Source organism: Saccharothrix sp. NRRL B-16314 (assembly GCF_000716595.1).
GTDB lineage: Bacteria > Actinomycetota > Actinomycetes > Mycobacteriales > Pseudonocardiaceae > Actinosynnema.
Genome location: NZ_JNXC01000007.1, coordinates 12,435 through 25,503, shown reverse-complemented (window position 1 = coordinate 25,503; position 13,069 = coordinate 12,435). Strand labels below are relative to the sequence as shown.

The window sequence follows — 13,069 nt, the reverse complement described above, 5'->3', positions numbered from 1 at the left end:
AGAATCACGCTAGGTGCACACGGAGTGCGCGGAGATTACCGTTCGAATGGTCTCGAACGGGTGACCAATATCGAGTTCGCGGTTGGGAAGGACGTCGTCCGAATGTGGTGTGGCGTGCACGGTACGAGCTCGGCCAAGGGCGGTCCGAGGTGAACGGGGTGGGATCGGCGACGACCTCGCCGCTCGAGTCGCGGTGGCGGCACTCGGTGCTGCGGACGGTGTCGCGGCCGGACCTCCTCCGACGGGTGAACGCGGTGGCGGTGCTGCTGGTCGCGGTCGACGTGGCGGCCGTGGCCGCGGCGGCCACGCGGTTCGCGCCGGACGCGGGGTGGACCGCCGTGGTCGTGGCGTCGCTGCTCGGGGTGCGAGCCGCGAGCCGCCTCTACCGACGACGGCTGTGGCTGTCGTGGTTGCACGACGTGCCGCGCTCGGTCTGCGCGACGGCGGTGGCGTTCGCCCTGGTCACGATGGTGGGCCTGATCGGACAGGCGCCACCGGGCGCGACCGCGCGGGCGCAGTGGTCGGTGCTGGTCTTCGCCGCGCTGAGCGAACCGGCCCGGCTCGGCGTGTTCGCCTTCGGCCGCTGGTGCCGGCGCAAGTTCCACCGCTGCGACCGCACGATCGTGGTCGGCGCCGGGAAGGTCGGGGTCGACCTCGTCGGCGCGATGATCGCGCACCCGGAGTTCGGCCTGCGCCCGGTCGGGTTCGTCGACCCCGAGCCCGCCCTCGACCGCTCCGTCCTGCCGGTCGACCTGCTGTCGGAGGAGCTGGCCGACGCGATCACCCGATTGGGTGTCGGCACGGTGGTGCTGGCGTTCTCCCACGCCCGCGAGTCGTCCGTGGTCGACTCGGCCATCACCGCGCACCGGCTCGGCTGCACCACCCTCGTCGTGCCCCGGATGTTCGAGCTCTACCAGGACGGACCGGACATCGAACGGCTGCGCAGCTACCCGCTGATGCGCCTCGGCACCGCGCCGACCAGCAGGCCGAGCTGGTGGGTCAAGCGCGGCACGGACGTGCTGCTGGCCGCCGTCGCGCTGGTCGTGCTGGCACCGGTGATCGCGCTGTGCGCCCTGGCCGTGCTGCTGGAGAGCGGCCGGCCGGTGATCTTCCGCCAGGTCCGGGTCGGGATGGATGATCAGCCGTTCGTGCTCTACAAACTGCGCAGCGTGAGAATGCGCGGAGAAGACGATTCCCAAGTCACCTGGTCGGTGGTCGGAGATCGCCGGGTCGGGCCGGTCGGACGATTTTTGCGTAGCACTTCGTTGGACGAACTCCCCCAGTTGTGGAACATCCTCCGGGGCGACATGTCGATCGTCGGACCGCGCCCCGAACGACCGGGTTTCGTGCGCGAGTTCTCCGCGATCCACGAGCTATACTGGGCCCGGCACCGGGTTCCGACGGGATTGACCGGACTCGCGCAGGTGCACGGGCTGCGGGGCGACACCTCGATTGTCGACAGGTCCCGATACGACAACTACTACATAGCCAACTGGTCGTTGTGGCTGGACGTCAAGATCCTGTTGCAGACGGTGGGTGAGCTGTTGTGCCGAAGGAATCGTTGAACCGACGACCGGGCAGTGGTCGTGGACTTGGTGGCCGTGGCCGTGGTTTCGGCCGGGCGCTGGGTCTGCTGTGCGCCGCTGTGCTGCTGCTGCCGAACGCGGCGTGCACCGCCGTGGACGCGTCCGCGGTCAGGTTCGTGCCGCCCGTCGACCCGCTCGGCCCGCTGCCGAAGCCGCTGGCTCCGTGCGGCTGGTGGTACGGCATCGGCGAGCCACCGACCGAGAAGGACATCGCGTTCGCCGCGAAGCACTACAGCCTGGTGGTGCTCAACGCGACCGAGACGGCCGCGCTGCGGCAGCTCAAGCAGCTCAACCCGAAGGTCAAGGTGCTGGTCTACAAGGACTTCGCCAGCGCGCGCAACTACCCGGGCGCGGTGAACGGCGACAAGGACGCGCCGCTGCTGCCCACCGGTATCGGCTACTTCAAGGCGCAGCGGGAGAACCCGAACTGGTTCGCGCTGGACAAGTCGGGCTCGCGCATCGAGTGGAAGAGCTACCCGAAGCACTGGCAGATGACGGTGTGGGACCCGGCCTACCAGAAGGCGTGGAGCGACGCGGTCACCGCCGAGGTCGTGCGCGAGGGGTGGGACGGCGTGCTGGCGGACAACGACTTCAGCACGTTGAAGCACTACTCCTCGGCGGTGCTCAAGGGCACGGCGGACGCGGCCGAGTCGGACCGGATCATCCGTGACGGCATGGACGGGTTCCTCACCACCGCGGGTGACTCCCTGCACCAGGCCGGGAAGATGCTCATCCCGAACGTGTCCGAATCGCACCTCACCGCCGGTCGGTGGGCGGCGCACTCGCGGTACGACGGCGCGATGGAGGAGAACTTCGGCCTCCGCGACACCGGTACGGGTGAACTTCTCACCTTCAAGGGCAACGAGTGGAAGGAACTGCGGTCACAGGCCGCGCTCGGCGAGTCGTGGCTGCTGCTGATCACGCACACGAAGGGCGAGCGGGAGCAACGCGTCGGGTACGCCACCGCGGCGCTGCTGGCGAGCCCGTTCACGTGCTGGTCCGGTGCGACGACCAGGGACTACCGCAACCCCGACTGGTCGCGGTACCAGGAGTCGGCGCTGGGCAAGGCGACCGAGACCGCGAACCGGTTGCCGTCCGGCGTGTGGGACCGGCGGTTCACCGGTGGCTACGTGGCGGTGAACCCGACCGGGCAATCGGCCTCGGTGGTGCCACCGGCGGGGTTGGTGAACTTCGACGGAGGCGGCGCGGCGCCGGCCACGGTCAAGGTGGCAGCAGGCGACGCCGTGATCCTGGTCAAGCCCAAGCCCAAGCCCTCGACCACCACTCCAACCCCCACCACTCCCGCTCCGACCACCACCCCACCACCGGCGCCGACCACAACGACCACACCGCCGCCGGCTCCCGCTCCAACGCCGTGAGTTCGACGGGCACCACACCGCCGCCCACTCCCGCACCGGCCCCGTGAGTTCGACGGGCATCACAGCGCCGGCGCTCAGGTCCGCAAGTCCAACGCCGGCTCCGGCTCCGTGAGTCAACGCTGCTTTCACCACCAGCCTTCGCCTCACGAGCCGACAACCGCTCCGCCGCCGGCCCTGGCTCATGGTCCGACAACCACACCACCGGCCCTCACCCAGCGGCCCCAAGCACCGCCGCCGGCCCCGCCCCATGAGTGCAACGACCTCCGCATCGCTGCCCCGCCCGAGAGAGCGACGACCGCCGCACCACCACACCGCCGCGCCGACCCTCACCCCATGAGTTCGCGGTAGAGGGCGAGGTGGCGGCGGGCGCACACGTGCGGGGCGAATCGGTCCTGTGCCCGTTCGGCGAGCCGCTTGCCGGTGTGCGCCGGGTCGGGGTCGGCGAACAGCTCGCGCAGCCGCGCGGCCAGCTGGTCGACGTCACCCGGCGCGGCCAGCGCGACACCGTCTCCCGGGTCGCCCAGCATGTCGGCCACCCCACCGGTGTCCGTCGCCACGACGGGCTTGCCCGCCGCCATCGCCTCCGCCACCACCAACGGCTGTTGCTCCATCGTGGACGGCAGGACGAGCGCGTCGTGGTGCCGCAGCACGTCCGGCACATCGGTCCGGAACCCCAGGAACGTCACCCGTCCCCCCAACGCCACCGCCAGCTCCTCGGCCGCAGCCCTCTCCGGACCATCACCCACCACGGTCAACGTGGCGTCCGCCGGCATCACCCCCGGCAACGCCAACGCCGCCAGCAGCGTGGCCAACCCCTTGCGCTCCACCAGCAACCCGACGAACACCAACCGCCGCACCGGCCCGACCGGCAGGTGGACGTGCGCGGGCTCCACGCAGTTGTCGATGTGCGTCACCCGCCCTTCCGGCACCCGCAGCCGGGTCGCCAGGAACCGGCCCATCTCCCGCGCGGGCACCACAATCCGGTGAACAGCACGCGCCACCATCGCATCAGCGGCCAACACGGTCCGCGTGTACGCCGAGGGCCTCACGGCACCCCGAACACCCCGGAACCACTGCTCCCCCACGTCGTCCGGCACACCGTGGTAGGTCTGGATCACCTTGTGCCGCCGCCGGAGCCCTGCTCCGACCAGCCCGGACCGCCGGTCCTGGGCGTGCACCACGTCCGGCTCCCACGCCCGCACAACCGCCCGCGCCCGCCGCCCGGCACGCACGTCCGCCTTGTCACCGACCTCCACGTGCTCGTGGTGCCCGTCCAGCGCCTTCGCACCCCGGCGCGGCACCGGCCCGAACACCCGCACGTCCACCTCGCCCGTCTCCAGCAACGCCCGCGCCAGGCGCACGGTGACGTCCACCGGTCCCCCGCTGTCCTGGGTCAGCAGGTACGCGACCCGCAGGCGCGTCACCGGGCACCCACCACGAGCTTGTCCACCAGGGTCGCGACCTGGTCGGCCACCTGCCGCCGGTCGAACAGCAGCTCCACCCGCCGCCTGCCCTGCACGCCCTCCCGGTCGGCCAACGCGGGATCGGCGAGCCGCACCGCGACCGCTTCGGCCAACGCCGAGACGTCACCGCCGGGCACCACCGCACCGGCCTCACCGACGCTCTGCCGCACCCCGCTCACGTCGAACGCCACCACGGAGCGCCCGCACGCCATCGCCTCCAGCGGCACCAGCGCCATCCCCTCGGCCCGCGACGGCATCACGACCACGTCGGCGGCGGCGTAGAAGTCGGCGACCGCGTCGTCGTGCCCCCACCACCGCACGGACTCGTCCGCGCAGGCCGCCCGCCACCGCTCTCCCATCGCACCGTCACCGACCAGCACCAACCGCGCGTCCGGCACCTTCGCCCGCACCTCGGGCCACGCCGCGAGCAACTGGTCCTGGCCCTTGAGCGGCGCGAGCCGGCCCACGCACACCGCCGTGGGCGCGTCCGGCAGCCCCAACCGCCACCGCGCGGCCACCCGGTCCGAGGGCCGCAGCCGGTCGACGTCCACGCCGTTGCACACGACTTCCGCCGGCGCTTCCACACCGGCGGCCCGCCCGACCGCCAGTTCGTCGTCGCTCACGCACACGAGTTGGTGCGTCCACCTCGACGCCAGCCGCTCCCATGCCCGGGAGGCACGTCCCACCACCCCTGTGGCGGTCTGGAACGACCACATGTGCGGCTGGAACAACGTCGGCCGCCGCCCCCGCACGGCCAGCCGCCCGGCCACACCGGCCTTGGAGCTGTGCAGGTGCACGACGTCCGGCGCGAGGTCCCGCAGGATGCGCCGCAGCCGGACCACTTCGGCGATCGTCCCGATGCCGGGCTGCCGACGCGCCGGCCAGTCACGCACCTCGATCCCCAGCCCACGTGCCCGCTCGGCCAGCGGACCGGGCGGGCACACGACGGCCACCGACCACCCCAGCGCCCGTTGCGCCTCGGCCAACTCCAGCACCACCGACGCCACTCCCGCCGCGACGGGCTGGCTCACGTGCACGACCTCCACCGGAGCACCACCTCCCGGTTCGCCGCCAGCACGACCACACCGCACACCACCGTCAGCACAGCCCCTTCGGCCAGCACACCCACCACCGAACCCGGCGGCCCCAACGCATCACCGAGCAACGACGCCACCGCCGCGCAACACCCCGCCGCCAGCACTACCCCGGCAACGCCCTTCGCCAGCGCCCTGAATGGCGGGCCGAGCCCACGCCGGGCCAACGCGCGCCACGTGCACGGCACCACCAGCCACACGGCCGTGAGCTGGACCAGCGCGACCGCCACCACACCGTGCCGGGTGAACACCGGCAACCCGACGACGAGCAGCACCAGGTGGGTTGCCTCCAACGCCAGGTAGCGCCGAGCGTGGCCGGCCGCCTTGAGCACCTGGTACCAGACGTGCAGCAGGCTGATCCCCAAGCCGTACAGGCACAGCAGGGCCAACGGCGCCGCCGCCTCCGACCACCGCGCGCCGAACACCACGACCCGGTCCGCCAACGCCGCCGTCACCGCGTACAGGCCGCCGGTCACCGCCAGGACGGCCACCGTGAACCGACCGACCACTTCGGACAGTTCCTGCCCGTCGCGGATCAACCTGGCGCACAGGGGGAGCACCACACCGCCGAGCACCACCGCCACCAGGATGTACGGCACCCAGGCGATCCGGAACGCCAACGAGTACACGCCGACCGCCTCCGGCCCGTGCACCCGGGCGATCGCCAGGTAGTCCACGTTGATCAGCAGCACGGCCACCAGCGCGCCCGGCCCGACCACCGCGATCCACCGCAACGCCTCGGCCGCCGCGCCCGCGTCCCACACCGGCCGCACCCGCACCCCGACCACCACACCGAGCACGGGCTGCGCGACCGCCGTGCACAACAGCCCGATTACCAGCGCGTACGGCCCGGCGCCCACCACCGCGAGGACGATCGTCACGATCGCGCCGAGCACCGCGCCGCCCGCGTCCGGCAGCAGGCGACGGCGGAAGTCCAGGTCCCGGTGCAGCAACCCCATCTGCACCCCGGCCACCGCCGCGAACGGCAGGCTCAGCGCAGCCAGCCGGACCATCGGCGCGACGGCCGGTGCGTCCAACGCCCGCGCGATCCAGTCCGCCGCGAGCACCAGACCCAGCGCCAGCACCACCCCGGCGCCGGCGCTGAGCGTGAGCAACGTGCCCGCGACCCGACGCGGGTCGCGGTCCGTCCGGCTGACCACGTCGTAGACGCCCATCGACTGGACGACCTGGCCGATGTTCACCAGCGCCACCGCGAGCGCCACCAGCCCCAGGCCTTCGGACGTGAGGAACGCGGCCAGCACGAGCGTGACCCCCATCTGGGTGCCCTTGCTGACCAGGTTGACCAGGAACAACCACAACGAGCCCCGTACGGCCCGCTGACCGATCGCCGTCACGCCCGCACCGCGCCGACGCCGGAACAGCGACGGGTGGCCGCGAACGCCACCGCCAGCACCCACGCCACCACGACCGCGACACCGTCGACCGTCACGTCGACCCGCACGCCGAACAGGTCCCTGATCGCCAGGTTGACGAAGTGCAGGTGGGCGAAGGGAACCAGGAGCAGGACCACCGACAACAGGAGCCGCCAGTCCCGTTCACCACGTCGCCGCCACCACACCACGCCCACCGCCGCCATCGACGGCACGGCGATCAGCACGTCACCCGGCTGGTGCACGATCGCGACGACCACCGCGAGGCACGTCAGCAGGTCCGACGCGGCCGGGTGGCCCATCCGGTCCAGCCGCTGCACGAGCGCCGCGCTCACCGCGAGCACACCGATCAGCGTGAACAGCTCCGCACCGGTCGCCAACCAGCCGGTGACCCGGAAGAACACCGCCGAGAGGTCGACCCGCTGCGCGGTCAGCGAGTCCACCGCGCCGTACGTCGTCTGGCCGGCGTGCACGAGGTTCGCCGCCACCACGTCCAGGAACGGACCCACCCCACCACCGCGCACGATCATGGGCACCACGACGACCAGGCTCGCGACCGCCGCGATCGCCGTGCCGACCAACGCCACCCGCCGCGACCCCCGTACGCACAGCAGCACCGCCAGCGGCAGGCCGAACTGGGGTTTCAGCCACGCGAACGCCAACGCGACCGCCGCCCACTTCGGCGAGTCACGCCTGGCCAGCAGCGCGCCCGCCGCGCCGAGCGCGATCAGCGGGTTCACCTGTCCCACGTACAGCTGCGCCTTGCCGACCTGGCTGAGCACCAGCAGCGTCGCGATCACCGCCGTGCCGAGCGCCACCGGCACGTGCGGGCGCAGCCGTCCCGCCGCCAGCACCGCGAGCGCGATCAGCAACACCAGCGACGCCAGCGCGAACGCCACCGCGCCGACCCGGTAGCCGGGCAGCGCGAACGGCGCGTGCAGCAGCAGGTGGTACGGCTGGTAGAGGTTGAAGCTCTGCCGCACCGGCCAGTGCTCGAACATCGTGGCCGGGTGGTACGGGTTGCCGCCCGCCAGGAACTCGCGGATCGGGAAGTACAGCGCGTCCCGGAAGTCCTGCAGCCGTTCCTCGGGCAGGTTCGCCCTGGTCGGCAGCGGCACCTCCCACGACGGCCGCAGCGCCCGCCACGCGCCCACCACGCCCACGGCTCCCACGAGTGCCGCCACGGCGACGAGGCCGGACCGCTTCCCCAAGCCGGACTTCAACGACGTCAACACAGCACCACCGCCACTACCGTCGCCACGGCCGGCAGCGCGCCGACCACGGTCGCCAACTCGTCCTGTCGCCTGCTGTCGGCCGGGACGACCGCGATCACCGCTTCGCCGTCACCGGGCTCACCCGTCTTGTCCGGCAGTTCCGCGGCCAGCGCGTCGGCGCGTCCGGTGAGTTCCGGCACCACGGCCACGACGCGCGCGGGCCGTGCCGACGCCTCGCACAGCACCGCCAGCCGTTGCGCCAGACCGGGGTCGTCGTCGGGCAGGACCGCGACCGGGTGCCGCACGCCACCGGCCGTCAACGCCGCGCGCACCTGGTCGCCGGGGCGGGTCCGGCGCAGGTGGCCGAAGGCGTACGCGGCGAGGCCCGCGATCACACCGGCGACCAGCGCCAGTCCGAACGCCAGCGGGCGGTCCGGTGCGGTCCGCGTGGTCTCGGGTCGGTCGAGTTGGCGCAGCCGGGCGGCGGGTGCGAGCAGGTCGACGTCCACCACGGCCTGCGCGATCCGGGTCGCGGCCTGGGCGGCCTCGTCCGCGGTCGAAGCGCGGACCGAGAGCCGGGCCAGGCCCGAGGCGGGCACCAGCTCCACCGACACGCGTCGGGCCAGGTCGTCGATCGTGGTGCCCAGCTCCTGTGCCGGTGCGCGCAGCACGGACGGGCTGCGCGACACCTCGACCAGCGCGGGCAGGGAGAGGGCGACGACCTCGCCGTACCGGGCGTGGACCGCCTCGGCGGAGTTCTCGGTCGCCACCGCCAGGAGGCCGACCCGGCTCTGGTACTCCTCGCCGCGCACCTCGACCACGATCAGCACCACCACGGCGACCAGCAGCGCGACACCGAGGCTGATCCTCAGCTGGAGGCCCGGCAGTCTCATGATGCTCCGATCGCGGTGCGCAGCAGTTCGTCGTAGGACCGCATCAGGAGTCGCGGGTCGTGCAGGCGCCGAACGGACGCTCGCCCCGCCTCCCCCAGTTCGGCTCGTGCGTGGGCGTCGAACAGCAAGGAGTGCAACGCTTCCGCCGTCGCGCCCGGGTCGCGGCGCGGCACCAGGACGCCGCCGCCACCGGCCAACGCCTGGCGCACACCGTCCACATCGGTCGCCACGACCGGGCGTGCGGCGGCCAGCGATTCCAGCACCGCGATCGGCATGCCCTCCCAGTCGCTGGCGAGGACCGTGACGTCGGCGGCGGCCAGCAGGTCGGGCACGTCGCAGCGGTTGCCGAGGAACCGGACCCGGTCCCGGACGCCCAACTCGGCGGCACGGAGGCGCAGCTCGTCCCGGAGGCTGCCGTCACCCGCGAGCCACAGCACCGCGTCGCCGCCGAGCTTCGCCCACGCCTCCAGCAGCACGTCGTGCCGCTTCTGCGGTTCCAGCCGGGCCGGGCACAGCGCGACCGGCACGTCGGGCGCGACACCGTGCACCGCCCGGACCGCCGCCCGGTCCACCCGTTCCGCTTGGGGGAACACGGCGTTCGGGATCACCACGGGGTCGGCGACTCCCGCCGCGCGCAGCCGGTCGGCCGTGGCGTCGGCCACCGCGACGACCGTGCGCGAGGTGCGTTTGAGGATGCGGGCGGCACCCGAGTAGTCGGCTTCCGCCACGCCGTGGAACACCGTCAGCAGCGGCAGCCGGCGCGGCAGCACGGCGAGCCGTGCGACCAGGCTGGCCGACACGTTGTGCGCCAGCACGACCTCCGGCCGGAAGGCGCGGATCGCGGCCTTGGTCGCGGTGGCCGCGCGCAGCACGCCGGACGCCTTGCGCTCGGCCACCGGCACGGTGAACGTCGGCACGCCGAGCGCGCGCAACGCCTCGGCCCGGTGCCCGCCGCCGCTGGCGACGGCCGACTGCCAGCCGAACTGGTCGCCCGACCTGGCCATCCCGGCTACCAGCGCTTCGGCGCCACCGGTGCCCATCTCACTGATCACGTGGAGCACACGCAACGTCGCTCGTCCTCCTCAGACGCAGGTCGGCCGCGGCCACGACCGCGACCAGCGACCACAACGGCAGGTAGTACTGCTCGGACAGGAAGGCGGAGGCGACCACCACCGCGATCAGGGACGCCTGCACCGCGATCATCGGCAACGGGTCGGTGGTGGTGCGCCGCACGCGTTCGCTGGTGACCGCGGTGAGCGCCAGCAGGGCGCAGAACAGCGCGAACCCCGGCACACCGAGTTCGGCCGCCACCTCCAGGTACATGCTGTGCGCGACCGGGCTCTGCTCGTCGATCTCGGCGTTGTGCGAGGCGGCCGGGTAGGAGGTGCGGAACCCGCCCGGTCCGACGCCGAGGCCGGGGTGGTCGGCGACCATGCGCGCGGCGGCCTGCCAGCGCAGTTCGCGGGTGTCCACATTGGTCCCGGCGATGTAGGACTTCTCGTTGATCGCCCGGTCCAGCTCGGGTCCGGCGAACAGGACGGCGGCCACGCCGAGCGCCGTCAGCGTCGCCGCGGCGGCCGTCAAAGCCTTGAGCGGCAACGCGCTGCGGGCGAGCAGCCACGCGACGGTGGCCGTGAGGGCGAGGGCGCCGCCCCGGGAGAACGTGGCCGCCGCGCCCGCCACGAGCACGGTCGCGGCGACGATCGCGCCACGGCGGAGCGCGACCAGCAGCGGCAGCGCGGCGACCAGGAAGTACGCCAGGTCGTTCGGGTCCTCCAGCGGGCCGGTCGCCCGCGTCTCGCCTCCCGCGAGGAGGCTGTGCAGCGCGCCGAGCGCGGCCACCACGGCGCCGGCGACGGTGGACGCGAGGATCGCCCGGATCGGCACCTCGCGGGCCGCGACGTCGATCAGCACCACCGTGACCAGCAGGAACGGCAGCCAGCGGAGCGCATACCCCATCGTGTGCGGTCCGCCCGCGTGCAACGCCGAGGACGCCAGCAGCACGACGGCGAACAGCGCGAGGATCGCGTGCACGGGGTGGGGTTCCGGCGCGCGGCGTTGACGCACCCGGACCGCGACCCAGGTGACGACGAGCAGTGCGGGTGGCAGCTTGGCGAGTTGACCGTGCACTTGGAGGAGGTAGCCCTCCAGCGGTGCGGCGAACACCGTGACGCACGCGAAGGCCCGCAGCAGCCACGTCGTCCGCCACTTGATCCGCGAGGTCATCAGCCGCACCGCGCCAGCAGTCCGGTGTCGTGCTCGGGCAGGCCCGCCGCGAGCCGGCGGACGTGCTCCCCGGTGCCGACCACCTCGAAGTGGGCGCGCAGTGCGCCGAGGACCCAGCCCAGGAACTCGACCTTCCGCGCGCCGGGCACCGCCATGCCGGGGAAGAACTCCATCCCCGGCGCTTCGGCCGCGCCGAGCACGTCCGTCGGGTGCAGCAGCAACGACGGCTGCACGCCGCGCGCCCGGCACAGACGCAGCGCGGTGGTGAAGTAGCCGCGGGCGAGGCGGGGTGACACCTGGTGCAGTTGGAGCAGGTAGGACCCGTGGATCGGGACGCGCAGCAGCGGCATGGTGGTGACCGGCAGTTCGACGAGGCCCGTGCCGACGCGCCAGCGGTAGGCGGCGTTCGGTGCGCGGACGCGGGAGAAGCCGCCGAACAGGTCGCGGTCGCCGCCGGTCGGCGCGGTGCGGTTGTGGTAGGCGCGGGCGAGGGGGCCGATCCAGGTCGGCAGGGTGCTGGCGTCGTAGCGGTAGCCGCGTTCCGCGAGCAGTTCGAGCAGGCTGTGGGTGACGCTGAAGCCGGGTCCGCGGAACCCGGTCGGGCACGGCGCGCCGGCCGTGACGATGGCGTGCTCGGTGCGGGCCAGCTCGGCTTCGAGCCTGGTCCGGGAGTAGCGGTGCAGCCAGGGTTCGTGGCCGTAGGAGTGGTTGGCGATCTCGTGGCCGGCGGCGGTGATGTCGGCGACGGCCTGCGCGCCGTCGTCACGTTCGACGTCCGCTCCGACGACGAAGACGGTGGTGGTGAGGCCGTTCGCGCCGAAGGCTTCCAGCAGGCGGGGCACGGCGGTGGGCAGGAAGCTGGGGCGGCGTTCCCACTCGACGTCGCCGTGGGTCTTCAGGTAGGCCCACAGGTTGTCGAGGTCGAGCGAGACGCTGGCGGTGCTCATCCGGACACCTGCGCCGCGTCGTCGGTGGTCTTCGCGAACCGGTCGGCCGAGCCGAGCAGCAGCACGCCGGACACGACCAGGCCCACGCCGAGCACCACCCACCACTCGCGGCCGGGGGTGATCCGGTCGCCGAGGGCGGCGATGCCGATCACCGAGGTGATGACGACCGTCGTGGCGTCCATCGTGGCGACGGTGGAGGTGGCCGAGCCCCGGCGCAGGGAGAGCGCGAGGTAGGACTGGCCGACGAGGGCGGCGACGATCATCAACCACGCCAACGGGTACAGCGGGAGAGTGGGCAGCGGCTCGTCGGCCAGGGTGCGGCTGGTCATGGCGACCACGGCGAACGTGAGCCCCGCCGCGGTGGCCAGGGGCACCACGCCGTTGATCCGCCGTTGGACCAGGACGAGCGCGACGAGCGGGAGTCCGAAGAGGACGACGCCGAGTCCTTGCGGCACGTCGTGCGCGGTGGAAGGGGTCGCCGCCGCGACGAGCAGCACCAGGCCCGTCGCCATCACGACGAGCACGACCACCTCGACCGTGCGGATGCGCCAGCCGAGGACGGCGATGCCGAAGAGCGTGGCCAACCCGACCGCGCACGACGAGCCGGCCTGGACGAGGTAGAGCGGGAGTTCGGCGCGGGCGAGGAAGGCCAGCGCGAACCCGCCGACCTGGCCGGCGAAGCCCAGCAGGTACAGCCGGTCGCGGACGAGCCTGGAGAGCAGCCCGAGGCCGCCGCCGCCTTCGTCGGCGCGGCGGGAGGCGACCGACTGGGCGACGATGCCCAGCGCGTACAGCACCGCGGACGCGGCGAGTTCGAGGTAACCAGTCACGCGACTCTTCCCCTGGAGACAGCCGGCGCGCGGAAGCGGTCGGTGT

11 protein-coding genes are annotated in these 13,069 nt (G+C 72.9%); 2 read left to right on the top strand and 9 right to left on the bottom strand.

What is annotated here, in order from left to right; genetic code table 11:
* Positions 1–158: 158 nt before the first annotated feature.
* Together OQ02_RS13635 and OQ02_RS13630 are read left to right on the top strand one after the other, a co-directional pair.
* Positions 159–1,565: a sugar transferase gene (locus tag OQ02_RS13635; RefSeq protein ID WP_231500013.1), complete on the top strand. Its 1,407-nt coding sequence runs from the start codon at positions 159–161 to the stop codon at positions 1,563–1,565.
* Positions 1,562–2,965, top strand: a complete 1,404-nt coding sequence (locus OQ02_RS13630) for a putative glycoside hydrolase family 15 protein (protein WP_231500012.1) — start codon at positions 1,562–1,564, stop codon at positions 2,963–2,965. The genes OQ02_RS13635 and OQ02_RS13630 overlap by 4 nt, the downstream gene beginning before the upstream one ends.
* Positions 2,966–3,291: 326 nt before the next feature.
* On the opposite strand, the gene OQ02_RS13625 is transcribed toward OQ02_RS13630, so the two are convergent.
* Genes OQ02_RS13625 through OQ02_RS13585 form a run of 9 tightly spaced genes read right to left on the bottom strand, consistent with a single transcriptional unit; the run spans position 3,292 to position 13,023 of the window.
* Positions 3,292–4,389 carry a glycosyltransferase family 4 protein gene (locus tag OQ02_RS13625; protein WP_231500011.1) on the bottom strand — a complete coding sequence of 366 codons (1,098 nt, stop codon included), beginning with the start codon at positions 4,387–4,389 and terminating at the stop codon, positions 3,292–3,294.
* On the bottom strand, positions 4,386–5,459 hold the full coding sequence (locus OQ02_RS13620) for a glycosyltransferase (protein ID WP_231500010.1): 1,074 nt from the start codon (positions 5,457–5,459) through the stop codon (positions 4,386–4,388). The genes OQ02_RS13625 and OQ02_RS13620 overlap by 4 nt, the downstream gene beginning before the upstream one ends.
* Complete coding sequence (locus OQ02_RS13615; RefSeq protein ID WP_231500009.1) at positions 5,456–6,877, bottom strand: oligosaccharide flippase family protein; 1,422 nt, start codon at positions 6,875–6,877, stop codon at positions 5,456–5,458. Before OQ02_RS13615 ends, OQ02_RS13620 begins: the two co-directional genes overlap by 4 nt.
* On the bottom strand, positions 6,874–8,148 hold the full coding sequence (locus OQ02_RS13610) for a glycosyltransferase family 87 protein (protein WP_197043321.1): 1,275 nt from the start codon (positions 8,146–8,148) through the stop codon (positions 6,874–6,876). The genes OQ02_RS13615 and OQ02_RS13610 overlap by 4 nt, the downstream gene beginning before the upstream one ends.
* Positions 8,142–9,020 carry a hypothetical protein gene (locus OQ02_RS13605; protein ID WP_033438774.1) on the bottom strand — a complete coding sequence of 293 codons (879 nt, stop codon included), beginning with the start codon at positions 9,018–9,020 and terminating at the stop codon, positions 8,142–8,144. The genes OQ02_RS13610 and OQ02_RS13605 overlap by 7 nt, the downstream gene beginning before the upstream one ends.
* Positions 9,017–10,072 carry a glycosyltransferase gene (locus OQ02_RS13600; RefSeq protein ID WP_231500008.1) on the bottom strand — a complete coding sequence of 352 codons (1,056 nt, stop codon included), beginning with the start codon at positions 10,070–10,072 and terminating at the stop codon, positions 9,017–9,019. Before OQ02_RS13600 ends, OQ02_RS13605 begins: the two co-directional genes overlap by 4 nt.
* Positions 10,062–11,246, bottom strand: coding sequence for an O-antigen ligase family protein (locus tag OQ02_RS13595; RefSeq protein WP_033438981.1), 1,185 nt, complete (start codon positions 11,244–11,246; stop codon positions 10,062–10,064). Before OQ02_RS13595 ends, OQ02_RS13600 begins: the two co-directional genes overlap by 11 nt.
* Positions 11,246–12,193: a polysaccharide deacetylase family protein gene (locus tag OQ02_RS13590; protein ID WP_051772270.1), complete on the bottom strand. Its 948-nt coding sequence runs from the start codon at positions 12,191–12,193 to the stop codon at positions 11,246–11,248. Before OQ02_RS13590 ends, OQ02_RS13595 begins: the two co-directional genes overlap by 1 nt.
* Positions 12,190–13,023 (bottom strand): hypothetical protein, encoded by an 834-nt coding sequence (locus OQ02_RS13585; RefSeq protein ID WP_051772269.1) that lies wholly within the window; start codon positions 13,021–13,023, stop codon positions 12,190–12,192. Before OQ02_RS13585 ends, OQ02_RS13590 begins: the two co-directional genes overlap by 4 nt.
* Positions 13,024–13,069 lie beyond the last annotated feature (46 nt).

What these genes read in the sequence shown, in the direction of transcription:
- OQ02_RS13595 (WP_033438981.1), bottom strand. Translation starts at nt 11,246, where the DNA reads ATGACCTCGCGGATCAAGTGGCGGACGACGTGGCTGCTGCGGGCCTTC.
- OQ02_RS13605 (WP_033438774.1), bottom strand. Translation starts at nt 9,020, where the DNA reads ATGAGACTGCCGGGCCTCCAGCTGAGGATCAGCCTCGGTGTCGCGCTG.
- OQ02_RS13590 (WP_051772270.1), bottom strand. Translation starts at nt 12,193, where the DNA reads ATGAGCACCGCCAGCGTCTCGCTCGACCTCGACAACCTGTGGGCCTAC.